This is a genomic window from Pseudomonas mosselii, from assembly GCF_005796105.1.
Classification (GTDB): Bacteria; Pseudomonadota; Gammaproteobacteria; order Pseudomonadales; family Pseudomonadaceae; genus Aquipseudomonas; species Aquipseudomonas mosselii_C.
Map to the genome: position 1 here is coordinate 127,697 of NZ_VAUO01000005.1, position 25,272 is coordinate 152,968.

22 protein-coding genes are annotated in these 25,272 nt (G+C 63.4%); 17 read left to right on the forward strand and 5 right to left on the reverse strand.

The window, feature by feature from the left end:
* Positions 1 to 36: 36 nt before the first annotated feature.
* Genes FEM01_RS12835 through FEM01_RS12855 form a run of 5 tightly spaced genes read left to right on the forward strand, consistent with a single transcriptional unit; the run spans position 37 to position 5,333 of the window.
* The gene (locus FEM01_RS12835; RefSeq protein WP_138219846.1) at positions 37 to 825 is read left to right on the forward strand and encodes a hypothetical protein; all 789 of its coding nucleotides are present in this window, start codon (positions 37 to 39) and stop codon (positions 823 to 825) included.
* Positions 825 to 1,499, forward strand: coding sequence for an ABC transporter ATP-binding protein (locus FEM01_RS12840; protein ID WP_138219848.1), 675 nt, complete (start codon positions 825 to 827; stop codon positions 1,497 to 1,499). Before FEM01_RS12835 ends, FEM01_RS12840 begins: the two co-directional genes overlap by 1 nt.
* Positions 1,489 to 2,664: an ABC transporter permease gene (locus FEM01_RS12845; protein WP_138219850.1), complete on the forward strand. Its 1,176-nt coding sequence runs from the start codon at positions 1,489 to 1,491 to the stop codon at positions 2,662 to 2,664. Before FEM01_RS12840 ends, FEM01_RS12845 begins: the two co-directional genes overlap by 11 nt.
* Entirely contained in the window at positions 2,657 to 4,105 is a 1,449-nt protein-coding gene (locus FEM01_RS12850) for a TolC family protein (RefSeq protein ID WP_138219852.1), read from the forward strand. The genes FEM01_RS12845 and FEM01_RS12850 overlap by 8 nt, the downstream gene beginning before the upstream one ends.
* Entirely contained in the window at positions 4,098 to 5,333 is a 1,236-nt protein-coding gene (locus tag FEM01_RS12855) for an efflux RND transporter periplasmic adaptor subunit (protein ID WP_138219854.1), read from the forward strand. Before FEM01_RS12850 ends, FEM01_RS12855 begins: the two co-directional genes overlap by 8 nt.
* A gap of 17 nt (positions 5,334 to 5,350) precedes the next feature.
* Here the strand turns inward: FEM01_RS12855 and yaaA are convergent, their stop codons facing one another.
* Entirely contained in the window at positions 5,351 to 6,130 is a 780-nt protein-coding gene (gene yaaA, locus FEM01_RS12860) for a peroxide stress protein YaaA (protein WP_138219856.1), read from the reverse strand.
* 137 nt (positions 6,131 to 6,267) lie between these two features.
* Between yaaA and FEM01_RS12865 the strand changes: the two genes are divergently transcribed.
* Together FEM01_RS12865 and FEM01_RS12870 are read left to right on the forward strand one after the other, a co-directional pair.
* The gene (locus FEM01_RS12865) at positions 6,268 to 7,386 is read left to right on the forward strand and encodes a polysaccharide deacetylase family protein (RefSeq protein ID WP_138219858.1); all 1,119 of its coding nucleotides are present in this window, start codon (positions 6,268 to 6,270) and stop codon (positions 7,384 to 7,386) included.
* 365 nt (positions 7,387 to 7,751) lie between these two features.
* The gene (locus FEM01_RS12870; RefSeq protein ID WP_138219860.1) at positions 7,752 to 9,146 is read left to right on the forward strand and encodes a PhoH family protein; all 1,395 of its coding nucleotides are present in this window, start codon (positions 7,752 to 7,754) and stop codon (positions 9,144 to 9,146) included.
* Between the two features lie 72 nt (positions 9,147 to 9,218).
* On the opposite strand, the gene FEM01_RS12875 is transcribed toward FEM01_RS12870, so the two are convergent.
* The gene (locus FEM01_RS12875; protein WP_240791752.1) at positions 9,219 to 11,636 is read right to left on the reverse strand and encodes a TonB-dependent receptor plug domain-containing protein; all 2,418 of its coding nucleotides are present in this window, start codon (positions 11,634 to 11,636) and stop codon (positions 9,219 to 9,221) included.
* 302 nt (positions 11,637 to 11,938) lie between these two features.
* Between FEM01_RS12875 and moaC the strand changes: the two genes are divergently transcribed.
* Genes moaC through moaE form a run of 3 tightly spaced genes read left to right on the forward strand, consistent with a single transcriptional unit; the run spans position 11,939 to position 13,103 of the window.
* On the forward strand, positions 11,939 to 12,409 hold the full coding sequence (gene moaC / locus FEM01_RS12880; protein ID WP_138219863.1) for a cyclic pyranopterin monophosphate synthase MoaC: 471 nt from the start codon (positions 11,939 to 11,941) through the stop codon (positions 12,407 to 12,409).
* Positions 12,409 to 12,654: a molybdopterin converting factor subunit 1 gene (moaD, locus tag FEM01_RS12885; protein ID WP_138219865.1), complete on the forward strand. Its 246-nt coding sequence runs from the start codon at positions 12,409 to 12,411 to the stop codon at positions 12,652 to 12,654. Before moaC ends, moaD begins: the two co-directional genes overlap by 1 nt.
* A 2-nt stretch (positions 12,655 to 12,656) precedes the next feature.
* Positions 12,657 to 13,103 carry a molybdopterin synthase catalytic subunit MoaE gene (gene moaE, locus FEM01_RS12890; RefSeq protein WP_138219867.1) on the forward strand — a complete coding sequence of 149 codons (447 nt, stop codon included), beginning with the start codon at positions 12,657 to 12,659 and terminating at the stop codon, positions 13,101 to 13,103.
* A gap of 56 nt (positions 13,104 to 13,159) precedes the next feature.
* Here moaE and rhlB read toward each other — a convergent pair whose 3' ends face one another.
* Positions 13,160 to 14,608 carry an ATP-dependent RNA helicase RhlB gene (gene rhlB, locus FEM01_RS12895; RefSeq protein ID WP_138219869.1) on the reverse strand — a complete coding sequence of 483 codons (1,449 nt, stop codon included), beginning with the start codon at positions 14,606 to 14,608 and terminating at the stop codon, positions 13,160 to 13,162.
* A gap of 92 nt (positions 14,609 to 14,700) precedes the next feature.
* A complete protein-coding gene (locus tag FEM01_RS12900; RefSeq protein ID WP_138219871.1) occupies positions 14,701 to 15,357 on the reverse strand; it encodes an alpha/beta hydrolase in 657 nt (218 codons plus the stop codon).
* A 337-nt stretch (positions 15,358 to 15,694) separates the two neighbouring features.
* Here FEM01_RS12900 and FEM01_RS12905 point away from each other — a divergent pair, with 337 nt between their 5' ends.
* From FEM01_RS12905 to FEM01_RS12920, 4 genes are all read left to right on the forward strand, one after another.
* Complete coding sequence (locus FEM01_RS12905; RefSeq protein WP_138219873.1) at positions 15,695 to 16,723, forward strand: amino acid ABC transporter substrate-binding protein; 1,029 nt, start codon at positions 15,695 to 15,697, stop codon at positions 16,721 to 16,723.
* A gap of 67 nt (positions 16,724 to 16,790) precedes the next feature.
* Positions 16,791 to 17,969, forward strand: a complete 1,179-nt coding sequence (locus FEM01_RS12910) for an amino acid ABC transporter permease (RefSeq protein WP_138219874.1) — start codon at positions 16,791 to 16,793, stop codon at positions 17,967 to 17,969.
* Positions 17,970 to 17,979: 10 nt separating this feature from the next.
* Positions 17,980 to 19,077 (forward strand): amino acid ABC transporter permease, encoded by a 1,098-nt coding sequence (locus FEM01_RS12915; protein WP_138219876.1) that lies wholly within the window; start codon positions 17,980 to 17,982, stop codon positions 19,075 to 19,077.
* Positions 19,078 to 19,087: 10 nt separating this feature from the next.
* Positions 19,088 to 19,852, forward strand: coding sequence for an amino acid ABC transporter ATP-binding protein (locus FEM01_RS12920; RefSeq protein ID WP_138219878.1), 765 nt, complete (start codon positions 19,088 to 19,090; stop codon positions 19,850 to 19,852).
* A gap of 186 nt (positions 19,853 to 20,038) precedes the next feature.
* Here FEM01_RS12920 and algW read toward each other — a convergent pair whose 3' ends face one another.
* Positions 20,039 to 21,199: a Do family serine endopeptidase AlgW gene (algW, locus tag FEM01_RS12925; RefSeq protein ID WP_138219880.1), complete on the reverse strand. Its 1,161-nt coding sequence runs from the start codon at positions 21,197 to 21,199 to the stop codon at positions 20,039 to 20,041.
* A 271-nt stretch (positions 21,200 to 21,470) separates the two neighbouring features.
* On the opposite strand from algW, the gene FEM01_RS12930 reads away from it, so the two are divergent.
* The 3 genes from FEM01_RS12930 to cysN all read left to right on the forward strand — a co-directional run bounded on the left by FEM01_RS12930 (position 21,471) and on the right by cysN (position 25,214).
* Positions 21,471 to 22,229, forward strand: a complete 759-nt coding sequence (locus tag FEM01_RS12930; protein WP_138219882.1) for a Nif3-like dinuclear metal center hexameric protein — start codon at positions 21,471 to 21,473, stop codon at positions 22,227 to 22,229.
* Between the two features lie 150 nt (positions 22,230 to 22,379).
* Entirely contained in the window at positions 22,380 to 23,297 is a 918-nt protein-coding gene (gene cysD / locus FEM01_RS12935) for a sulfate adenylyltransferase subunit CysD (protein WP_138219883.1), read from the forward strand.
* A 15-nt stretch (positions 23,298 to 23,312) separates the two neighbouring features.
* Complete coding sequence (gene cysN, locus FEM01_RS12940; RefSeq protein WP_138219884.1) at positions 23,313 to 25,214, forward strand: sulfate adenylyltransferase subunit CysN; 1,902 nt, start codon at positions 23,313 to 23,315, stop codon at positions 25,212 to 25,214.
* The last annotated feature ends 58 nt before the right edge of the window (positions 25,215 to 25,272 follow it).

A 25,272-nucleotide genomic window follows, 5' to 3' on the forward strand; every position in this document is an offset into this window, starting at 1 on the left:
CGGCTTCAGACGCCGGTGTGGCAGGAGTGTGAACGAATGAGCGGTATCAATCTGAACACAGCAACGCAAAGCCATGTACAGGGCGCAACTGTAGTGCGTCGGAGTGCCGAGGTGTTGGAGTCGGCACAGGCAGAGAAACCTCGCCCTGAGGAGAGTGCAGACGAGTTAAAACTTTCAGCGCTCTCGCAGCAGCTGAGTGCAGCTGCGCAGCGTGCCGCTGAACGTGATCAAAACCTCACTCGAGATGAGCTTTCAGTGTTGGCGAAAAAAATTCTGGATAAGGTTTTCGGCAGCAGTTACGTATTCAATAAATTGTCTTATGACAACTACCGGCCGAATACCGATGACCCTGAGTTGTTGGCGCGTGCGCAACAGGCGACAGACTTTGCGAATGGAAAAGCAAAGAACCCATTCGCCGACCTGACCCACGAGCAGCTGACTTTTATCACCTATGACGAAGGTGGTGAATTTACTGTCAACGAACGGCACGCCGCAGCGACGGAACTTAGCGGACGCTACGAAAAATGGTCGGTCTACATTACTCAAAAAATGGAAGTTGAGCGCCAATTGACCGGCCGAAATGACGAGGGGTTAAAGGAAATTCTCTCGTACTACAAAGCTCTGCCAGCTATCGAGGAAGCTCAGTTACTGGCGGGTTATGAAACCAGCATCATGATGCAGATGGAAGCACAGGAAATTGACTGGCCCACCTTCAACACCTCCCTGATCGACATGCTCGCCAACGAATGGAAACCCGCTGAGCCCCCGGTCACCCCTGAACAACCCGATCCTGTCGCCGATCACCCCGGCAAGGCTCCTAACTGATGGCCGACAGCGTCACCCTGGAGGGCGTCAGCCGTTACCTGGGCGATCAGGCCGTGCTCGAGGATATCTCGCTGGTCATCCCTGCCGGGCAAAGTTGCGCGATCGTCGGCCCTTCCGGCTCGGGCAAGAGCACGTTGCTCAATCTCATTGGCCTGCTGGACCAACCCTGCGCTGGGCGCGTGGTCCTCGACGGGCACGACACGACCTCGGCCTCGGCTGCGCAGCGGGCGATCTTGCGTAATCGCTTGCTGGGCTTCGTGTTCCAGAGCTTCAACCTGCTGCCACGCCTGACGGCGCTGGACAACGTGGCCCTGCCGCTGTGCTATCGCGGCATCGGGCTGCTCCAGGCGCAGGCGGCGGCGCGTCTGCAATTGCAGGCGGTGGGTTTGCAGGCGCGGCTGGCGCATCGACCGGCGCAGCTGTCTGGCGGGCAGCGCCAACGGGTGGCGATTGCCCGCGCCTTGGTGACCGAACCGCGCCTGCTGCTGGCCGACGAGCCTACCGGCAACCTCGACGGCGAAACCGCCAACGATATCTTGTGCCTGCTCAAGGCGCTCAACCGTGAGCGCGGCGTCACCTTGCTGATGGTCACCCACGACCCGTGCATGGCGCAGCAGATGGCCCGTCGCCTCGAGGTGCGCGATGGGCGGGTGCGTGAGCTGCATGCGGCCTGAGCGCTACGGCCCGAGCTGGTCGCGACGGATCGGCGAGAGCCTGGCCAGCTTGCGCCTGTCCGGGCGCCGGGCCTGGTTGGCGCTGCTCGGCATCGCCGTCGGTTGTGCGGCGGTAGTGGCGCTGCTCAACGTTGGCCACAGCGCGGCGGCCCACGCCAGGCAGTTGTTCCAGGGCATGGGTAGCGAGTTGATGGTCGCCAACCTGATCCCGGCCGAGGCCGGCACCCGGTCTGCGCAGGCGATGCCGGCACTGGACCGCGTGCCGTATATACGCATCGCCGCGCCGCTGGCGATGAGCGTGGCCGACGCCCGCCTGCGCGGGCAGGACGCGTCGGTGATGGTGGCGGGGAGCACACCGGCGTTGGCCGAGGTACTGGGGTTCGAGGTGGCCGACGGGCGTCTGCTGTCGGCGCATGACGATGGCAGCACTTACGTCGTGCTCGGGGCGGATCTGGCGACGCGCCTCGGCGCGCAGGTCGGCGATCACTTGCGGCTGGGTCGCTACGTGTTCGAGGTGGTGGGGCGCCTGGCGCCCCGTGGTTACAACCCGATGCTGCCGGTGGCGGTGGACGATGCGCTGCTGATGCCCTTGCCTGGCCTGCGCCGCCTGGTCGCACAGGCCCAGCCCAGCGTGGTGATTGCCTTGGCGCAAGACGCGACCCAGGTACAGGCCGCCGCTGCCGCGTTGGAGCAGGCGTTGCGCGCGGGGCTTGAGTCGATGCAGGTCGAAATGTTGTTGCCGCGCCAATTGCTCGAGGGCATGGCGCGCCAGTCGCAGGTATTCACCTGGCTGTTGGCCGGGTTGGGCGCTATCGCCTTGCTGGTGGGCGGTGTCGGTGTGATGAACGTGATGCTGATGAGCGTTGCCGAGCGCCGCCGCGAAATTGGCGTGCGCATGGCATTGGGCGCACGGCCTGTGGATATCGCCTGGCTGTTTCTGCTGGAGGCGATTTGCCTGGCGTTGCTGGGCGCGGTGCTCGGCGCGCTGCTTGGGGTGCTGGCGGCGTGGGGCTTCGCGCATGGATCGGGTTGGCGCTTTGTGAGTGACCCGCAAGCGCTGCCGTTGGGCGTCGGCAGCGCGCTGGCCATCGGTGTGTTCTTCGGTTTGCAGCCCGCGTTGGCGGCGGCGCGCCTGCAACCGGTGGCGGCGCTGCGTGATGATTGAGCGGCGCGGCTGCCTGTGGCTGTTGTGGGTGTCGGTCGCGGTGCTGGCTCAAGAGCCGCCGGGACAGGCCGGCCCGGTATCGGCGCTTGCCCATGCCAGGGCGCAGGGCGAGGAGGTGGCGCTTGGCCTGGACGATGCCATCGCCCTGGCGTTGCGTGACAATCGTACGATTCGCAGCGATTACCTCGAACGCATCGCGCAGAAGTTCGACCTGAAAGTCGCCCGTGACCGCTTCGCCCCGCAGTTGGCACTCAAGGCGCGTTACCTGGCCAATCGTAACCATCAGGACCGCTATCGCGACGCAGAAGTTGCGCCTACCGCCAGCCTGCTGACGCGCTATGGCACGCGCCTGAGCCTGGACTGGGCGTACGGCCAGCATCGCGCCGACCGTCTCGGTCCGCGCTATCGCGATGGCGCCAACCTCACGCTCATTCAGCCCCTGCTGCGTGGCGCTGGCCCCCAGGTTGCCGAGGCCCCCTTGCGCCAGGCGCAATTGGCCGAACAAGGCAACCGCCTTGCGCTCAAGGACAGCGTGGCGCGGACCATTACCGGCGTCATCGCGTTGTACCGCCAGTTGTTGCGTGCCCAGGAACAGTTGCGCATTGCCAGCGACGCCTTGGGGCGTTCGAACCGCTTGCTGGAGGTCAACCGCGCGATGATCGAGGCCGGACGCATGGCCGCTTTCGATATCGTGCAGACCGAGGCCGAGGTGGCCAGCCAGGAACTGGCCCTGGAAGACAGCCGCAACCAACTGCAAGCCAGCCGCCTGGCGCTGTTGCAGGCACTGGCCCTGGACCTGGGCACGCCGCTGCGCGCCACCGAGGCGACGCAGGCGCAACCGGTACACATCGATCCGCAGCAGGCCCAGGCCCGGGCCGAGGCGTTGCAACCGGCCTACCTGATGCAGTTGATCGCCGGGCAGCAGGCCGCACTCGACCTGCACCTGGCCCGCGATGCGCAGCGCTGGGACCTGGCGCTGGTGGCCGGTACCAGCCAGTCGCGCGAGCGCCCCGGCGAGCAAAAGGCCTGGGAGCACTACCTGGGGCTAGAGCTGGTCATCCCGATTGGTGATTTGACCCGCCGCCAGGAGCTGGTGCGCGCCGAGGTCAACCAGGCCCGTCAGCAGTTGCAGCTCGATGCCGCGCGCCAGGAACTGCAACGCCAGGTGCTCGATGCGCTGCGCAGCCTTCAGGTGCGCTGGCGCCAGCTGGAGATTGCCAGGCGTGCCGAAGCGTTGTCGCAGCGCAAGTTGCAGATCGAGCAGCAAAAGCTGGAGAGCGGCAGGTCGAGTAATTTCCAGGTGCTGAGCTTCGAAAGCGACTTACGCAATGCGCAGAACGCACGGCTTGAAGCGTTGATTGCGTATCTTGACGCCCAGGCCGACCTCGACCTCACGCTGGGCACCACGTTGGACAGCTGGGATGTGACGCTCGATGACTAGATACCGGATCGTCGCCGTGATGCTGGTGCTGTTGGCCGGGCTGTGCTTGTGGTGGGCATGGCCTGCGCCACGCCAGGGGCAGGTGGAGCAGCGTTGGTTGCCGGTCGCCCCGCAACTGCTCGAGCGGCGGCTGGGGTTGGTCGGGCGTATCGAGGCGGCGCAGCGGGTTACCGTCGCGGCGCCGTTCGAGGGCGTGGTGCAAGCGTTGCCGGTGCAGGTGGGGGAGCGGGTGCAGGCCGGGCAGACGCTGGCGGTGCTCGATACCGCGCAACTTGACATCCAACTGCGCCAGGCCGAGGCCGAGCGGCTCAAGGCGCGTAGCGCGGTACGCAGCTTGCAGGCCTGGGCGTCCGGCCCGGAGGTCACCCGGGCGCTGCGTGCGCAGGTGGCCGCGCGGCGCACCTTGAGCGCCAACCAGGCGACCCTGGCGGCCACGCGCAGGCTGTACGAGCAAGGCATCGTCGCACGCTTGGAGGTGGAAAACCTGGAGCAGCAGGTCAGTGCCCAAGCCCAGGAGCTGGCCAGCGCCGACGATGAACTGCGCCTGACCCGCGCGCGCGGGCAAGGTGAGGCCTTGCAGATCGCTGAAATGGAGCTGGCCAACGCCCAGGCTCGCCACGCTGCACTGCTTGCCTTGCGCGCTCGCGCGACGCTGGTGGCGCCGTTTGCCAGCCTGGTGGCAAGGCCCGTCGGCGACGGCCAGCAACCGGGGCAGTTGGCGCAGGCGGGGCAGTTGCTCAGTCAGGGCATGCCGCTGTTGGCGTTGGTGGAACTTGAGCGCTTGCAAGTGGCTGCTACGGTGCAGGAGGGCGACTTGGGCCTGCTGCATGAAGGGATGTCGGTACAGGTCACAGGTGAAGGGTTTGCCGGCCAGGTGTTGCCGGGCCAGGTAGCGTCCCTCGGGCTACAGGCCCGCGAGGATGAAGGGCAGGGCGCATGGTTCGACCTGCTGGTGACGCTACCGGCGCAGCCCGACTTGTCGGCGCAGGGCGTTCGACCGGGCATGAGTGCGCAGGTGAGCGTGCTGCTGTATCGCAACGAACAGGGCATCGCCTTGCCCGCCCAGGTGCTGCGCAGCGACGCAGCCGGTGGCGCCTACGTGCTGTTTCGTGCGCACCCCGGCGAGGCGCCGAGGCCGGTGCCCGTGCAACTGGGGCAAAGCGTCGCGCAGGGCGTCGAGGTCAGCGGGCTGACGGCGGGTGAAGTGCTGTTGCCGGAGGGGCAGTGAATCCGCCCCAGGGCAGGTCACTCGGCCGGGTGGTCGCGCAGGAACACCAGATGATCCGGCTTGGACTGCTCGGCGCTGTAGTAGTAGCCCTGCACGTCGAAGCCCTTGAGCTGCTCGGGATCGTTAATGCGTTGCTCGATCACGAAGCGGCTCATCATGCCGCGCGCCTTCTTGGCGTAGAAGCTGATGATCTTGTACTGGCCGTTCTTCAGGTCCTTGAAGTCGACGTCGATCACCCGGGCCTTCAATACGTTCTTTTTCACGGCACTGAAGTATTCGTTGCTGGCCAGGTTCAGCAGCACATCGTCACCTTGTTCGGCCAGCGCCTGGTTCAGCCATTCGCTGATGCGCGTGCCCCAGAACGCGTACAAGTCCTTGCCACGGGCGTTGGCCAGCTTGGTGCCCATTTCCAGGCGGTAAGGCTGCATCAGGTCCAGCGGGCGCAGCAGGCCATACAGGCCCGAGAGCATGCGCAGGTGGTCCTGGGCGTAGCTGAAGTCGTCTTCGCTCAGGGTCTGGGCATCGAGCCCGGTGTACACGTCCCCCTTGAACGCCAGCAACGCCTGCTTGGCGTTGGCCGGGGTGAAGTCCGGGGTCCAGCTGCCAAAGCGCGCGGCATTCAGGCCGGCGAGCTTGTCGGACAGGTGCATGAGTTCGGCGATCTGCGCCGGCGACAGCTCGCGCAGCTGCGCGATCAGTGCCTGGGAATCGTCCAGGTATTGCGGCAGGGTGTGGCGTTGGGTGACTGGCGGGGTGTCGTAGTCGAGGGTCTTGGCGGGGGAAATCACCGTCAGCATCGGTTCGGCTCCTGTAATCGTAAGGGCGATTCTACGGGGCTGGCCGAGCAACGCCAAACTATGCCGACGATAGTCACGGACCATCAAGCAGTGGCGCGCTATAGTGCGCGCCATGCCTCTCAGGGAGATCGTTCATCGTGCGTATCGCTATTGCCTTGCTGGCCGGGCTGCTCAGCGTCGGCGCGCAGGCCGCCCCGGCGGACTTCGTCAGCTTCGACCGCGAGCTGTGGCCGGAAAAGCTCGACAGCCCGGCGTTGTTCGACGTGGCCTCGCGGGCCGAGATCCTGTCGTTCGCGCGGGTATTGCACGAAAGCGAGATGCTCGACGAACAGGCGCTGGCCACCCGGCTCGGCTTGAAGCAGGTCAACCTGACGGTGATCCGCGCGCTGCGCGCGCGCATGTGGCAGCGCTTGTGGACCAGCTACCAGCAGGCCCAGCGCAGTTGCGAGCAGGATGCATCGTTCTGCTATCCAGTAACGTCGATGGCCGACCTGCGCACGCAATCGGCTACGTTCGCCAGCGATGTCGGCACGTTCTATACAGGTTGGGTCGAACCCAGCCATCAGTTCCATGTGCGCTATTTGAACGAGCAACTGCGCAAGGCGGCGGTGTTCCCGCAGACCAGCAGCGAGGTGGAAAAGCTCTCCAGCCGCGAGCGCAATGGTGAAGCGCTCAACGACCGCATGTTCCTGCTGACGTTCGTGGGCGGGCCGAGCGCCGAGGGGGGTAGCACCGACGTGCTGACTGACTACCTGCGTCGGCAGAAGCTCGACGGCATTTTCTTCGTGCTCGGCAAGCGCTTGCAGCAACGCCGCGATACAGGGCCCGTGACGCAGTTGTATGCCGAGCACTGCGTAGGCATCCAGGGCTGGGAGTACCGTTCGCATGCCCAGTGGCAGGGCTGGCAGGATTCGCTGCGGCGCAGCCAGGCCCAGGTGCAGGCCGAGCTGCCTGAACAGTACGTGCCGCTGTTCCGCCCACCCTATGGCCAACGCCGCGCGGATGGCGAGGCGTTCATGGCCAGCCAGGATCTGCGTGTGTCGCTGTGGGATATCGATGCACAGGATGACGGGCCGCTGAGCGCGCAGGCGTCGGCGCAGCGGGTGCTGACTTTGATGCTGCTGTGGCGCAAGGGGGTGATCCAGTTCCGTGATGGCCTGCCCAAGGCGCAGCCTGCGCTGCAATGGCTGTTGCAGCACACGGCGCAGAGCGGGATCGGCTGGGAGGAGTGCAAGGCGTACGGGGAGCGGGAGTAGCGCGGGCGGCGGGTGTCGAGCCTCGGTCACTTCACGTGCATCACACGCAAGGGCCTGGTAATCGGATTTGGAAAATACGCATCGCCATCGCCTGACCTCTGACTTTATTCCTGCCCGGCGCCCGCGCCAAGCCCTGTTCGTCATTCCGAAAAATAAACTTCACCAATGCGTAAAAAGACTTTTTTCGGTCATGCTTTTTGCGGTATCAAGGAGTCAGACAGCCGAATCCTGCAGACAGGTGGCGTCATCCAGGCCCTCCTGTCAGGTGCGCTCCCCGCCCGTAACGACGCGGATACGGGGAGAACGGCGGTCACTCTGCGGTGCAGCAGTTCGCGCCGTGTCGCTATCACATAAGGTGACCGAGTATGGATGACCAAGGACGCAACCCTTCCTCCACCCAGCCAATCCTGTATGTGCTCGATACCAACGTCCTGATTCACGACCCTAACGCCTTGCTCAACTTCGAGGAGCACCACGTCGCCATCCCGATGACGGTGCTGGAGGAACTCGACAAGCTCAAGACCGGTAAACACACCATCGCCGCCGACTGCCGCCAGGCCATCCGCCTGATCGACCAGACCCTCGGTGATGCGTCGCCCAGCGATGTCGAGCAGGGCGTGCCGATCCAGCGTGGCAAGAGCGGGCCCAAGGGTTTCCTGTCCATTCTCATGAGCACGCGCAACGAGCCCAATCGCCTGCTCCCGGAAAACCTCGCCGACAACATCATCATCAACCAGCTGCTGGACTTGCGCGCCAAGCGTGCCGACCTGGACGTGATCCTGGTCACCAAGGACATCAACATGCGCCTGAAGGCGCGCGCCTGCGGGATCGCTGCCGAGGACTACAGCACCGACCAGTTGGTCGACGACGTGTCCTTGCTGTCCAAGGGCTACCACTCGGTCAGCGGTTCGTTCTGGGACCGCGTCAGCAAGGTCGACACCCGCCAGGAACGGGGTCGTACCTGGCATCGCGTGCAGTTGCTCGAGAGCCTGCCGGCGGTGCACATCAACGAGTTCATCATCGACGAACAAGGCTTCGTTGGCTGGATCAAGGGCGTACGCGAGAACGAACTGCTGCTGCTCGACCTGCACCAGGAGCCGCTGCTGCACCAGGAGGCCTGGGGCCTCAAGCCGCGTGATATCCACCAGAGCCTGGCGCTGTTCGCCTTGCTCGACCCGGATATCCACCTGGTCAACCTGACCGGCGCCGCCGGTTCCGGCAAGACCATCCTGGCGCTGGCTGCGGCCATCGAGCAGACCATGGTCAGCAAGCGTTACCGCCGTATCATCGCCACTCGTAGCGTGCAGGGGCTGGACCAGGAGATCGGCTTCCTGCCGGGCACGGAGGCTGAGAAGATGGAGCCTTGGCTGGGCGCTATCACCGATAACCTCGAAGCGCTGCATATGGATGACGAGAGCACCCACGGCAGTGTCGAGTACATCCTCGAACGGGTGCCACTACAGTTCAAGTCGTTGAACTACATCCGTGGACGTAGCTTCCAGCAGAGCCTGATCCTGATCGACGAGTGCCAGAACCTCACGCCTCACCAGATGAAGACCATCATCACCCGTGCAGGATCCGGCTCGAAAGTGGTCTGTCTGGGCAACCTGGCGCAGATCGACACCCCCTACCTGTCCGCGACCAGCTCGGGCCTGACCTACCTGACCGAGCGCTTCAAGGACTTCCCCCACGGCGTGCACATTACCCTACAGGGTGTGCCGCGCTCGGTCCTGGCCGAGTACGCCGAGTCGCACCTGTAGACCTTCCAGGCCGGACGGTTCCCGCCCGGCCTGGCCTGAGCCAACTGGGGCCGCAACGCGGCCCCTGTTTGCTCAGAAGTCATACGCAAGCTTGGTGTACCAATAGCCCCCACCTGGGTAGAAGGGCGGGTTGCCATAAGGCGCCAGGCCCAGGGCGCTGTACACCGCATGATCGTCCGGGCGCTCGTTGAAGATGTTGGTGCCGCCCAGGCTGACGGTCAGGTGCTCGCCGAAGGTGTAGCTCACATCCAGGTCGGTGATCCATTTCGCGCCAAAGCTGCGGTCGCCGCTGGGATTGACGGCCAGGGTCTTGACCGCGCCATAGCGGGTGGTTTGCAGGTTGACGGCGAGGTCGGCGATCTTCCAGTTGGCGCCGATGATCCACTTGGTCTTGGGCGAGGCTTCGGTCAAGTCGCCTTCACGGTCTCGACCCACCACGTTCACCCCGGAGTTGGCCAGTGCGGCTGGGGTGTCGCGGGTGCCTTCGATGGTGGTCTTGTTCCAGTTGAACGCCAGGTTCCAGCGCACATCGCCCCAGGCACCGAGCGCGGTGGTGTGGTCGGCGACGATGTCCAGGCCACGGGTGCGGGTATCGAAGGCATTGGTGTAGTAGTTGACCCAGGTCCCCGGCGCCACGCCCTGGGCGGCAAGGATGGCATTGATGACGCCGTTGCCCTGGTCGTAGATATTGGTGGTCAGGGCGATGCGGTCATCGATGTCGATCAGGTAAGCGTCGGCGGTGATGCTGGTACGTGGCGCCGGTTGCCAGGTCAGGCCCAGGCCCAGGTTGCGGGATTTTTCGGGCTTGAGGTCATCGCCGCCCAGCGCCTTGGCCAGTGCGCTGCCGGAGGGGGTCAGGCGGGTGACCGCAGGCACCACGTTGCCGTTGACGTCAGTGGCGACTCGGTTGTCTGCCACGGTGTAGCCGATCTGGGTCAGCGAGGGGGCGCGAAAGCCTGTGCCGACGGTACCGCGTACAGCCACCGTGTCGGTCAGTTCGTAGCGCGAGTTGACTTTGAGGCCGAAGGTATTGCCCGAGTCGTCATCGTAGTGTTCCACGCGCCCGGCAACATCGAGGAACCAGCGTTCGGTAAGGTCGAAGCCCAGGTCCAGGTAGCCCGCATAGTTGTTGCGGATCAGGCTGACTTCATCCTCCGGGCGGATGGTCACCGCCGCCTGCGCGCCGGAGGCGGCAGGGTAGGTGCCGGTCAGGTAGGCCGCTGGGTCGCCAGCGAAGGTGCTGAAGCGCTCCCAGCGATGCTCCAGGCCTGCCGACACCTGTACCGGCGAGGTGAGGTCGAACAGGCTGTCGTAGTGGCGAGTGATGTCCAGGTTGTTTACCCACTGTTCGAAGCGGAACGTGGCCAGGTTGTCGAAGCGGGTGGGCGAGGCAGTGCCCAGCGAGGGGTTGATGTTCAGGTCGCTGGAGTGGTGGACGTTGTTGCGCCCGTAGGTGGTGCTCAGGTCCCAGTTCCACTCTGCTGCCAGGCCCTTGGCGCCGAACAGGAACTGGTAGTCCCGGTCCTTGATGTTGTTCAGCGGATAGTAGCCGTCGGGAAACACCTCGGGGACTGCTGCCCTGCCGGTAGGCAGGCGGAAATAGTTGGCCGCCTCGGCATCACGCTCGCCATAGGTGGAGAACGAGTACAGGGTCAGGTCGTCCAGCGGCAGCTCGGCGTTGTAGGCGACGTTGAACGCCTTGAGGTCGGGGTCGCCGTTCTTGATGGCCTCGCGGTTCCAGGCCGCTTCCTTGGCGGGGTCCTGGAAGGCCCGTACGCTGCCGTCGGCCTTGTCGTTCCACGAGGCGTTGCCGCGTTTGCGGGCATCGGCCGATAGATGCAGGAAACCGCCCTCGCCGAGGCTGAAGCCTTGGTCGCCTGCCAGCTTGAGGGTTTCGCCCTGGCCGGAGAACAGCTTGCCGTAGCTGCTCTCGACATGCCCGCCGGCGCTGCTGGACTTGAGGATGATGTTGATCACCCCGGCCACGGCATCGGACCCATACTGCGCGGCGGCGCTGTCCTTGAGCACTTCGATATGGTCGACCGCGCTGACCGGTATCAGGTCGATATCCACGGCATTGGCGCCACTGTTGTCGATCGACCCGCGTTGGCCGGTGGCGCCATTGTGGCGGCGTTTGCCGTTGACCAGCACCAGGGTGTAGGCAGGACCCAGGCTGCGGTTGCTCAAGGGCCGGGTCACCGAGTTGTAGCCGGCGATGTTGGTGCCGAAGTTGAACGACGGCAGCAGTTTGGAAATCGCCTCAGACAGCTCGGCGCGCCCGGTCTTGAGCAGTTGTTCGCTGTTGATCACGTCAATCGGCGCCGGGCTGTCGGCCAGTGTGCGCTCCTGGCCGCGCACGCCGGTGGAAATCACCGTGACCGTGCCGAGCTGGGTGTCTTCGCTCGCGGCGTGGCTGGCGGTGGGGATGGCTGCGAGTAGCAGTGACAGGGTGAGTGTGTGGCGATGTATCGAAGAGGCGGTTGCTGGCATGTCAGAACTCATTCATTAAGCCTGGCACTGGCCCGTGGCGAGGGTGCAGCTGAAAAGCGTGTTCGAGGGAAGGGACGGCAGGTGGGACCGGCTGGTTAAGCGAACTTAATCCTATAAAAAAATCTTTGGAAGTGTTTTTTTAGAATAAGCTAATTATCGAAAATAGTAATTTTATTGTTAGTTTGAAATTATATTTTTGCATTTTATGTGTCGCTGTGCCGGCCCAGCCTGGCGGCAATATTTTTATGCGGGAACTTGACCGGCGGGTTTAAACTTCAGGCTCCCTTCCCAGGAGCAAAGCAGTGCTGACCCATCTTGATTCCCAGGGGCGCGCCAACATGGTCGACGTCACCGAAAAGGCCGTGACCGCCCGCGAGGCGATCGCCGAGGCGCGTGTGCGCATGTTGCCCAGCACGCTGCGTATGATCGTCGATGGCCAACACCCCAAGGGCGATGTGTTCGCCGTGGCGCGTATCGCCGGCATCCAGGCGGCGAAGAAGACCAGCGACCTGATCCCGCTGTGTCACCCGCTGATGCTCACCAGCGTCAAGGTCGAGCTGGTCGCCGAAGATGAGCAGACGGTGCATATCACCGCGCGCTGCAAGCTGGCCGGGCAGACTGGCGTGGAGATGGAAGCGCTGACCGCCGCCAGCGTTGCCGCGTTGACTCTCTACGACATGTGCAAGGCGGTGGACAAGGGCATGGTCATCGAACAGGTGCGCCTGCTGGAGAAGACGGGCGGCAAGAGCGGCCACTACAAGGTGCAGGGCTGATGAAGATCAAGGTGCTGTATTTCGCGCGCTACCGCGAACTACTCGGGCTCGATGGTGAACGCCTCGACGGTGAATTCGCGGTGCTCGACGATGTGCGCCAGACCTTGGTAGCCAAGGGCGGGCACTATGCACTGCTGGCCGAGCAGAACCTCATGTGTGCGCGCAACGAAGAGCTGTGCAGGCTCGACGAACCGCTTGAGGACGGCGATGAGGTGGCCTTCTTCCCACCGGTGACCGGAGGCTGAACATGGGCGTACGGGTTCAGCAATCTGCCTTCGATCCGGGGTTGGAGGTCAATACCATGCACGCCGCCAACGTCGGCGTCGGGGCGGTGGTGGGTTTTGTCGGCTATGTGCGTGACTTCAACGACGGTCGCGAGGTGGCAGGGATGTTCCTCGAGCACTATCCGGGCATGACCGAGAAGGCGTTGGCCAAGATCGTGGTCGAAGCCGAAGGGCGCTGGCCGCTGCTCAAGGTCGAGGTGCTGCACCGGATCGGGGCGCTGGAGCCGGGCGAGCCGATCGTCTTCGTCGGGGTCGCCAGCGCGCACCGGCAGGCGGCGTTCGATGCCTGCAACTTCATCATGGATTACCTCAAGACCCGGGCGCCGTTCTGGAAGAAAGAAAATACCCAGGAAGGGCCCCGGTGGGTCGAAGGCAAGCAGAGTGACCAAGATGCGGCGCAGCGGTGGTAGATTGTTGAGCGATGGCCGGGGCTGAGCCCCGGTTCGCGGGTAAATCGGAGCGCCGATCAGTGGTGTTTGCGCGGGACCGGCGTGAGCAACTCATCCGGTGGCATTTCGCATTTGATCTTGCGCCCCAGCAGCTCTTCGATTGCCGGCAACTGGTAGGAATCATCTTCGCCGGCAAAGCTGATCGACACCCCACTGGTGCCGGCCCGGCCGGTACGACCGATGCGGTGCACGTAGTCGTCCGGGTCTTCCGGCAGGGTGAAGTTGATCACGTGGCTGATGCCATCGATGTGGATACCCCGGCCAGCGACATCGGTGGCCACCAGCACGGTGATGCGCCCTTCGCGGAAGTTTTCCAGGGTGCGGATGCGTTTGTGTTGCGGCACATCGCCCGACAGCTGAGCGGCGTTTATGCCGTCGCGCACCAGTTTCTCTTCGATGCGGCGCACCTCGTCCTTGCGGTTGGCGAAGACCATCACCCGTTCCCACTTGTGCTGCGTCACCAGGTTGTACAGCAGCTTGTATTTGTCGCTGCCGGCCACGGCGTAGACGTGCTGCTCGACCGTCTCGCTGGCCACGTTTTCCGGCTCGATCTCGACGATGGCCGGGTTGGTGGTCCACTGCTTGGCCAGGTTCATCACATCGTCGGTGAAAGTGGCCGAGAACAGCAGGGTCTGGCGTTCGCTCTTGGGTGGGGTCTGGCGGATGATTTGCCGGACTTGGGGGATAAAGCCCATGTCGAGCATGCGGTCGGCTTCGTCCAGTACCATCACCTCGACCATGTCCAGGTGCACCTCGCCGCGCTGGTTGAAGTCCAGCAGGCGGCCCGGTGTGGCCACCAGGATGTCGCAGTGACGCGCCTCCAGGGCCTTGAGCTGCTTGTCGAAGTCCATGCCGCCGACAAAGCTCATCACGTTCAGGCCGCTGTACTTGGTCAGTGCGGCGGCATCCTTGGCGATCTGTACCACCAGCTCGCGGGTCGGGGCGATGATCAGCGCCCGCGGTTCACCCATGTAGCGTTCCTTGGGCGGTGGCACCTGCTGCAGTTGCGAAATGATCGAGATCAGGAACGCAGCGGTCTTGCCGGTGCCGGTCTGGGCACGGCCAATGGCGTCCTGGCCACGCAGGGTATAGCCGAGCACCTGTGCCTGGATAGGCGTGCAGTAGGGGAAACCCAGGTCGTGGATGGCGTGCATCAGCTCGTTGGAGAGCTTGAAGTCGTGGAAACGGGTCTTACCTTCCTGAGGCTCGACCACGAAGTCCTCGGGCTTCCACAGGCTGGCTTGGGGTTTGGGCTTGCGCTCACGGCGCGGCTTGGGCGCGGCGGCCGGCTCGCTGGGCGCGGCCTGCGTGGGTTTTGCCTCGCCGCGTGGCTTGCTCGGTGGCTTCGGCTTGGCGGGCGTGCGCGCGGCAGCTGGCGCCGGTTGCGCAGCGGGTGTGGGTGCGGTCACGGGGACAGGCTCGGCGGCGTCACCCTTGGCGAATATTTTCTTGAGTGCCTTGAGCACGGTCGTCTCGTCAACTGATTAAGGAATGTACGCCGGGCAGTGTAATGCAAGAAACGGGCGCGGCGTAGTGGCAGGCGCGACGGACTACAGGCTCACTGCAACTGCTTGCTCAGCCAGGCGTGGATGTCGCTGAGTTCTTCGACCACCACTTCGTGCTCCATCGGGTACTCGTGCCAACGCGCGGCCACGCCCCAGGTGTTGAGGTATTCGAACGCAGTGCGGCCCATCGACGGAATCACCACCGGGTCATGCACGCCATGCAGGCACAGCGCCGGGGTGCGCTGCTGACAGGCGCTCAGTTGCTGGGCATCGTTGAAGGTCGGCGCGTAGGTCGACAAGGCAATCACCCCGCCCAGCGCCTCTTGCCACTTTATATAAGCAGTGTGCAGGACCACGGCCCCGCCTTGGGAGAAGCCCGCCAGGAAGATCCGCGACAGGCTGATGCCCTTGGCTTGCTCGTCCTTGATGAGCGCGATGACCTGCTCGGCCGACTCGTCCAGTTGCGCTTCATCGATTGCCCGGGCCGGGGTCATGGCCTTGATGTCGTACCAACTGGGCATGGCATAGCCGCCGTTGATAGTCACTGCGCGGGTAGGGGCCTGGGGCATGATGAACCGGGTGCTGGGCAAGCGTTCCTGCATGAATTCGGCGACCGGTAGGAAGTCGTAACGGTCGGCGCCCAGGCCGTGCAACCAGATCACACATGCGTCTGCGGTTTGCTGGGGTTCGAGAATCAACGGTTGGGTCATCACTGCTCCGAAAAAGTGCGTGCGTTCACATTAAGTGCGTAAAAAGAAGGCAGGGAGGGTTAATGCCAGAAAAAGATGTCGCAACTCTACAACTTTTCCTACTTGACTCCCGCTTAATCGCTTAAGCCTTCGACTGTGGTACGCGCTTTGCTATGTCTTGACTCATGCGAATGGGTGGACCTGTATAGGTAACACCTCTTCGTATGATTCGAAGGCTGTCACAGAACAGCTCATTGCGCCAATTGACCCAAGAACAAGCCAACAAGGGGTCGGATGCGCCTCATAAGGGTGCGGTGCAATTCCGGCTCGTACAACAAGAGCGATTTGGAGGTTGTGAATGAAGATGTTGAAAACCACCCTGGCAGTCCTGACCGCTGCCGCCGCGCTGGGCGCCACCAGCTTCGCCCAGGCCGGCGCCACACTCGATGCGGTGAAGAAGAAGGGCTTCGTCCAGTGTGGCGTGAGCGATGGTCTGCCGGGCTTCTCGGTACCTGACGCCCAAGGCAAGATCGTCGGCATCGACGCCGACGTGTGCCGCGCCGTGGCCGCCGCCGTTTTCGGGGATGCCACCAAGGTCAAGTTCAGCCAGCTCAACGCCAAGGAGCGCTTCACTGCGTTGCAGTCCGGCGAAGTCGACGTGCTGTCGCGTAACACCACCTGGACCAGCTCGCGCGATGCCGGCATGGGCCTGATGTTCGCCGGCGTCACCTACTACGACGGCGTAGGCTTCCTGGTCAACAAGAAGCTCGGCGTCTCCAGCGCCAAGGAACTCGACGGCGCGACCATCTGTATCCAGGCCGGTACCACCACCGAGCTGAACGTCTCGGACTTCTTCCGTGCCAATAACCTCAAGTACACCCCGATCACCTTCGACACCTCCGACGAGAGCGCCAAGTCGCTGGAGTCGGGCCGTTGCGACGTGCTGACCTCGGACAAGTCGCAGCTGTTCGCCCAGCGCTCCAAGCTCGCCGCCCCGACCGAGTACGTCGTGCTGCCGGAAACCATCTCCAAGGAGCCTTTGGGCCCGGTCGTGCGCAAGGGCGACGAGGAGTGGTTCAGCATCGTCAAGTGGACCCTCTTCGCCATGCTCAACGCTGAAGAGGCTGGCGTCACCTCGAAGAACGTCGAGGCTGAAGCCAAGTCCACCAAGAACCCGGATGTCGCCCGTCTGCTGGGTGGTGACGGCGAGTATGGCAAGGACTTGAAGCTGCCGAAGGACTGGGTCGTGCAGATCGTCAAGCAAGTCGGCAACTACGGCGAAGTGTTCGAGAAGAACCTGGGCCAGAGCACCGACCTGAAGATCGACCGTGGTCTGAACGCCCTGTGGAACAACGGCGGCATCCAGTACGCGCCTCCTGTGCGCTGATGGCTGCTCCCCGCGGCGGCACCCTGCCGCCGCGGGTCGTTCGAATCCCTTCTTTCCGGGGCACTTCATGCAAAATCGAATCGGCGCACAAAAGGGTTTTTCCCTGAGCGATCCACGGGTGCGCGCGTGGCTGTTCCAGATCGTCACGGTGGTCTTCGTGGTCGGCCTGGGCTGGTACCTGTTCCATAACACGCAAACCAACCTGCAACACCGGGGCATCACCTCCGGCTTCGACTTCCTCGAGCGCAGCGCGGGCTTCGGCATCGCCCAGCACCTGATCCCCTACGTGGAATCGGACAGCTACGCCCGGGTGTTCCTGATCGGCCTGCTCAACACGCTGCTGGTCACCTTCATCGGCATCATCCTGGCCACTTTGCTGGGCTTCATCATCGGCGTGGCACGCCTGTCCCCGAACTGGATGATCAACAAGCTGGCCACGGTGTACGTGGAGACCTTCCGCAACATCCCGCCACTGCTGCAGATCCTGTTCTGGTACTTCGCGGTGTTCCTCACCCTGCCGGGGCCGCGCGGCAGCATCAATATCGACGACACCTTCTTCATCAGCAACCGTGGCCTGAACATGCCCGGCGCCTCGATGGCCGAGGGCTTCTGGCCGTTCGTGGTGGCGCTGCTGCTGGCGATCGTCGCCATCGCGGTGATGGTGCGTTATGCCAACCAACGCTTCGAGCAGACCGGCGAGCCATTCCACAAGTTCTGGGTCGGCCTGCTGATGTTCATGGGTATCCCCGGGGTGTGTGCTGCGCTGTTCGGCAGCCCGGTGCATTGGGAAATGCCTGAACTCAAGGGCTTCAACTTCGTTGGCGGCTGGGTGCTGATCCCCGAGTTGTTGGCCCTGACCCTGGCGCTGACCATCTATACCGCCGCGTTCATCGCTGAGATCGTGCGCTCGGGCATCCGCTCGGTCAGTCACGGCCAGACCGAGGCTGCCCGCTCGCTGGGGCTGCGCGAAGGCCCGACGCTGCGCAAGGTGATCATCCCGCAGGCGCTGCGGGTGATCATTCCGCCGCTGACCAGCCAGTACCTGAACCTGGCGAAGAACTCCTCGCTGGCCGCCGGTATCGGCTACCCCGAGATGGTCTCGCTGTTCGCCGGTACCGTGCTCAACCAGACCGGCCAGGCCATCGAGGTGATCGCCATCACCATGAGCGTCTATCTCGCCATCAGCATCAGCATTTCGCTGCTGATGAACTGGTACAACAAGCGCATCGCGCTGATCGAGCGGTGAGGGTCCAACCGTGACAGCCCATGTTTTCAAACCTGATATGCCGCCACCGGTGAAAACCGTGGGCGTGCTCGCCTGGATGCGGGCGAACCTGTTCTCCAACTGGCTCAACACACTGCTGACGTTGTTCGCGCTGTACCTGGTGTGGCTGATCGTGCCGCCGCTGGTGCAATGGGCGTTCATCGACGCCAACTGGGTGGGCACCACCCGTGCCGATTGCACCAAGGAAGGCGCCTGCTGGGTGTTCGTGCAACAACGCTTCGGTCAGTTCATGTACGGCTACTACCCGGCAGAGTTGCGCTGGCGGGTCGATCTGACCGTCTGGCTGGCGGTGCTCGGTGCTGCGCCGTTGTTCATCAAGCGCTTCCCGCGCAAGGCGGTATACGGCCTGGGTTTCCTGGTGCTGTACCCGATCATCGCCTACACCCTGCTGCACGGCGGTGCGCTGGGGCTCGACAACGTGTCCACCAGCCAATGGGGCGGCTTGATGCTGACCTTGGTGATCGCCACTGTGGGCATCGTCGGCGCCTTGCCGCTGGGTATCCTGCTGGCGCTGGGGCGGCGCTCCAACCTGCCGGCGGTGAAGGTGGTCTGCGTGACCTTCATCGAGTTCTGGCGCGGCGTGCCGTTGATCACCGTGCTGTTCATGTCCTCGGTGATGCTGCCGCTGTTCCTGCCAGAAGGCATGAGCTTCGACAAGCTGCTGCGGGCGATGATCGGCGTGATCCTGTTCCAGTCGGCGTACATCGCCGAAGTGGTGCGCGGTGGCTTGCAGGCCATCCCCAAGGGCCAGTACGAAGCAGCCGCTGCCATGGGGCTGGGCTACTGGCGGGCGATGGGCCTGGTCATCCTGCCCCAGGCGCTCAAGCTGGTGATCCCCGGTATCGTCAACACCTTCATCGCCCTGTTCAAGGACACCAGCCTTGTGATCATCATCGGCCTGTTCGACCTGCTCAACAGCGTCAAGCAAGCCGCCGCAGACCCGGCCTGGCTGGGCATGGCTACCGAGGGCTACGTGTTCGCGGCCCTGGTGTTCTGGATTTTCTGTTTCGGTATGTCCCGCTACTCCATGCACCTGGAGCGCAAGCTGGACACTGGCCACAAGCGTTAGGAGTTTCGAAATGAGTGAAGCGATCAAGCAGCCTGCCGGCCCCGAAGGCATCATCCAGATGCAGGGCGTGAACAAGTGGTATGGCCAGTTCCACGTGCTCAAGGACATCAACCTGAACGTGCGTCAGGGCGAGCGCATCGTGCTGTGCGGGCCATCGGGCTCGGGCAAGTCCACCACCATCCGTTGCCTCAATCGGCTGGAGGAGCATCAACAAGGGCGCATCGTCGTCGATGGCGTGGAGCTGACCAACGACCTCAAGCAGATCGAGGCCATCCGCCGCGAGGTGGGCATGGTGTTCCAGCACTTCAACCTGTTCCCGCACCTGACCATCCTGGAAAACTGCACCCTGGCGCCGATGTGGGTGCGCAAGATGCCGCGGCGCAAGGCCGAGGAAATCGCCATGCACTTCCTTGAGCGCGTGCGCATTCCAGAGCAGGCAAACAAGTATCCGGGGCAGTTGTCCGGTGGTCAGCAGCAGCGCGTGGCGATTGCCCGGGCACTGTGCATGAAGCCGAAGATCATGCTGTTCGACGAGCCGACCTCGGCGCTGGACCCGGAGATGGTGAAGGAGGTGCTCGACACCATGGTCAGCCTGGCCGAAGACGGCATGACCATGCTCTGCGTGACCCATGAGATGGGCTTTGCCCGCACCGTAGCGAACCGGGTGATCTTCATGGACAAAGGCGAGATCGTCGAGCAGGCCGCGCCGGATGATTTCTTCGACCGGCCGCGCAGTGATCGGACCAAGCTGTTCCTGAGCCAGATCCTGCATTGATGCGAATGGGTAGCTGACACGATCAACTGTAGGAGCGGCCTTGCCGGGGCGCCGGACCGGCCGGAAAGGGCCGCAAAGCGGCCCCGGGGGTATTGGCTGCGAAGCTGAATCCTTGGGGCCGCTACGCGCCCCATTGCGGCACAAGGCCGCTCCTACAGGGCTGCACAGCAGCCCCAGGCAATGTGCTTACTTCTCTTCCTGCGCAGTCACCGGCGCCGGTGGCGGACGCAGCCCCACCTCGGCGATCAACTTGATCTGCTTGCCGTTGCGCATCACCTCGATGGTGATTTTGTCGGTCGGCTTGATCCGTGCCACCTGGTTCATCGACTTGCGTCCGTCGCCAGCCGGTTCGCCGTTGATGCTCAAAATCACATCGCCTAGCTGTAGGCCCGCATGCGCAGCCGGCCCGTCGCGGAAGATCCCTGCCACCACGATGCCCGGACGCCCCTGCATGCCGAACGACTCGGCCAGTTCCTGGCTCAGCGGCTGCACCTCGATGCCGAGCCAGCCACGGATCACCTGGCCATGCTCGACGATCGACTTCATCACCTCCAGTGCCAGCTTGACCGGGATGGCGAAGCCGATGCCCTGGGAGCCGCCAGACTTGGAGAAGATCGCCGTGTTGATGCCCACCAGATTGCCATTGGCGTCGACCAGCGCGCCGCCCGAGTTGCCCGGGTTGATTGCCGCGTCGGTCTGTATGAAGTCTTCGTAGTTGTTAAGGCCCAGTTGGTTGCGGCCTGTGGCACTGATGATGCCCATGGTCACGGTCTGGCCAACCCCGAATGGGTTGCCGATGGCCAGGGTGACGTCGCCGATATGAATAGTGTCGGAGCGGCCGATGGTGATCGCTGGCAGGTTCTTCAGGTCGATCTTCAGTACCGCCAGGTCGGTTTCCGGGTCGCTGCCGATGACCCGAGCCAGGGTTTCGCGGCCATCCTTCAGGGCAACGACGATCTGATCGGCGCCGCTGGTAACGTGGTTGTTGGTCAACAGGTAGCCTTCGGGGCTCATGATCACCGCCGAACCCAGGCTCGACTCCCAGCGTTTCTGCTTAGGCAGGTTGTCACCGAAGAAGCGGCGGAACTGGGGGTCTTCGAACAGTGGATGGGTGCTCTTGTTCACCACCTTGGTGGTGTACAGGTTGACCACCGCTGGGGCGGCAAGTGTCACGGCATCGGCGTAGGACACCGGGCCCTGCATGATGCGAGTGGTCTGTGGCGCCTGCTGCAGGTTGACGTCCTGGCTCGGCAGGCCGACCCATTGCGGGAAACGCTGGATGATCAGGATGGCGATCAGTACGCCGGTAAGCAGGGGCCAGCCGAAGTAACGCAGAGCCTTGAACATGAACGAGTCCTGGAAGTAGGGCGCGGGCCGCTTCAGTGCGGCCCAGGGCGCAAGCGCGCGCGATGATACACCTGAAAAAGTCGGGCGGCGACGGCTTGCGATATCATCGCGCAAGCCCGGCCCACGGCGCCCGCAAGCGTGGCATGGGGGCGAGTGTACGCGGTGTACGGAGAACCTGGCAGCGGTTCCCCCGAGGTCGGCGACGGCCCATAATGGCGGCCATTATACGGGTGTTGAAACCCGCAAAAACGCAGATTTCGAGGAGATTTTCATGGCCGTCGCCCTCAATACCCTGGTCGAGGAAGCCGAGCGCTACCTGGGCAGCGCGAAGATCCAGGACTACTGCCCCAATGGCTTGCAGGTCGAGGGCCGTCCGCAGGTCAGCCGTATCGTCAGCGGCGTCACCGCCAGCCAGGCACTGCTGGATGCCGCGGTCGAGGCGGATGCAGACCTGGTATTGGTCCATCACGGGTATTTCTGGAAGGGCGAAAACCCTTGCATCACCGGCATGAAGCAGCGCCGCCTGAAAACCCTGCTCAAGCACGATATCAGCCTGCTGGCCTACCACCTGCCGCTGGACGTACACCCGGACGTCGGTAACAACGTGCAACTGGCGCGGCAGTTGGAGATTACCGTCGAAGGACCGTTGGATCCTGCCAATCCCAAGGTCGTCGGCCTGGTAGGGTCGCTGGCCGAACCGCTCTCGGCGCGCGACTTCGCCCGTCGGGTGCAGGAGGCGATGGGGCGTGAGCCGCTGCTCATCGAAGGCGAGCAGATGATCCGCAGGGTCGGCTGGTGCACAGGCGGTGGGCAGGGCTATATCGATACGGCCATCGCCGCTGGCGTTGACCTGTTCATCAGCGGCGAGGCCTCCGAGCAGACCTTCCACAGCGCGCGTGAGAACGGTATCAGTTTCATCGCCGCCGGGCACCACGCTACCGAGCGCTATGGCGTGCAGGCGCTGGGCGAATACCTAGCGCGCCGATTCGCCCTGGAGCATCTGTTCATCGACTGTCCCAATCCTATCTAAGCCCTCCGTGGGCTTGAGCCAAACCCCCAGTCATATGGTTAGATTGTTTCGATCTAGCTCGCCGTCTAAATAGAATCAGGCGCTGTGATAAAGTGGCTCGCTCGAACACGGCCCGCAGGCCGTCCATAAGATCGTTTTACGTGAGTAGCCATGGTCGACAATCTGACGCACTTGAAACAGCTGGAGGCGGAGAGCATCCACATCATCCGCGAGGTGGCCGCCGAGTTCGATAACCCGGTGATGCTGTACTCGATCGGCAAGGATTCCGCGGTCATGCTGCACCTGGCGCGCAAGGCCTTCTTCCCAGGCAAGCTGCCGTTCCCGGTGATGCACGTCGATACCCAGTGGAAATTCCAGGAGATGTACCGTTTCCGCGACAAGATGGTCGAGGACATGGGCCTGGATCTGATCACTCACGTCAACCCTGAGGGTGTGGCGCAGGGCATCAACCCGTTCACCCATGGCAGTTCCAAGCACACTGACATCATGAAGACCCAGGGCCTGAAGCAGGCGCTGGACAAGCATGGCTTCGATGCCGCCTTCGGTGGTGCGCGTCGCGATGAAGAGAAGTCCCGCGCCAAGGAGCGCGTCTACTCGTTCCGCGACAGCAAGCACCGCTGGGACCCAAAGAACCAGCGCCCGGAGCTGTGGAACATCTACAACGGCAAGGTCAACAAGGGCGAATCGATTCGCGTCTTCCCGCTGTCGAACTGGACCGAGCTGGACATCTGGCAGTACATCTACCTCGAAGGCATCCCGATCGTACCGCTGTACTTCGCTGCCGAGCGTGAAGTCATCGAGAAGAACGGCACCCTGATCATGATCGACGACGAACGTATCCTCGAGCACCTGTCCGAGGAAGAGAAAGCCCGCATCGTCAAGAAGAAGGTGCGTTTCCGTACCCTTGGCTGCTACCCGTTGACGGGCGCTGTCGAGTCCGAGGCCGAAACGCTGACCGACATCATTCAGGAAATGCTGCTGACGCGTACTTCCGAGCGTCAGGGCCGGGTCATCGATCACGATGGCGCAGGCTCCATGGAAGACAAGAAACGTCAGGGCTACTTCTAATTTCAGGGTTACTCCATGTCGCACCAATCTGATCTGATCAGCGAGGATATCCTCGCCTACCTGGCCCAGCACGAGCGCAAAGAACTGCTGCGCTTCCTGACCTGCGGCAACGTGGATGACGGCAAGAGCACCCTGATTGGGCGCCTGCTGCACGACTCCAAGATGATCTACGAGGACCACCTCGAGGCCATCACCCGCGACTCCAAGAAATCCGGCACCACGGGCGAGGAAGTCGACCTGGCATTGCTGGTGGATGGCCTGCAGGCCGAGCGCGAGCAGGGCATCACCATCGATGTCGCGTACCGCTACTTCTCCACCGCCAAGCGCAAGTTCATCATCGCCGACACCCCGGGCCACGAGCAGTACACCCGCAACATGGCCACCGGTGCGTCCACTTGTGACCTGGCGATCATCCTGGTTGATGCCCGCTACGGCGTGCAGACCCAGACCCGCCGCCACAGCTACATCGCGTCCCTGCTGGGCATCAAGCACATCGTCGTGGCCATCAACAAGATGGACCTGAAGAACTTCGACGAGCAGGTGTTCGAGTCCATCAAGGCCGACTACCTGAAGTTTGCCGAGGGCATCAACCTCAAGCCTTCGAGCCTGCACTTCGTACCGATGTCGGCGCTCAAGGGCGACAACGTGGTCAACCGCAGCGAGCGTTCGCCGTGGTACACCGGGCCGGCGCTGATGGAAATCCTCGAGACCGTCGAGATCGCCGCCGACCGCAACGTCACCGACCTGCGTTTCCCGGTGCAGTACGTCAACCGCCCGAACCTGAACTTCCGTGGCTTCGCCGGTACCATCGCCGGTGGCGTGGTGCACAAGGGCGATGAAATCGTCGTGCTGCCGTCGGGCAAGAGCAGCCGGGTCAAGTCGATCGTCACCTACGAAGGTGAGCTGGAGAACGCAGGCCCAGGCCAGGCGGTCACCCTGACCATGGAAGACGAGATCGACATCTCCCGTGGCGACCTGCTGGTGCATGCCGACAACGTGCCGCAGGTGGCCGACCAGTTCGACGCCATGCTGGTGTGGATGGCCGAGGAGCCGATGCTCCCAGGCAAGAAGTACGACATCAAGCGCGCCACCAGCTACGTGCCAGGCTCGATCGCCAGCATCACCCACAAGGTCGATGTGAACACCCTGGAGCAGGGCGCTGCCAGTGCCCTGCAACTGAACGAGATTGGCCGGGTGAAGGTTTCGCTGGACAGCGCCATCGCCCTGGACGGCTACGAGAGCAACCGCACCACGGGCGCGTTCATCGTTATCGACCGCCTGACCAACGGCACCGTCGGCGCCGGCATGATCATCGCGCCTCCGGTGCTGCCGCACGGTAGCAGCGGTCAGCACGGCAAGCTGGCCCACGTCTCCACCGAAGAGCGCGCCCTGCGTTTCGGCCAGCAGCCAGCCACCGTGCTGTTCAGCGGCCTGTCCGGCGCGGGCAAGAGCACCCTGGCCTACGCCGTGGAGCGCAAGCTGTTCGACATGGGCCGTGCGGTCTACGTGCTCGATGGCCAGAACCTGCGCCACGACCTGAACAAAGGCCTGCCGCAAGACCGCGCTGGTCGCACCGAGAACTGGCGCCGCGCCGCCCATGTGGCGCGCCAGTTCAACGAAGCCGGCCTGCTGACCTTGGCAGCGTTCGTCGCCCCGGATGCCGAAGGCCGCGAACAGGCCAAGGCGCTGATTGGCAAGGAGCGCCTGGTGACCGTTTACGTCCAGGCCTCCCCGCTGGCCTGCCGCGAGCGCGATCCGCAAGGCCTGTACGCTGCCGGTGGCGACAACATTCCGGGCGAAAGCTTCCCGTTCGACGTGCCGCTGGATGCGGACCTGGTGATCGACACCCAGTCGGTCAGCGTTGATGAAGGCGTGAAGCTGGTGCTGGATGTGCTGCGTCAGCGCGGCGCGATCTAACCGCTAGGGTCGTAATGAAAACCCCGCTTCGGCGGGGTTTTTGTTTTGTGTCCACTCC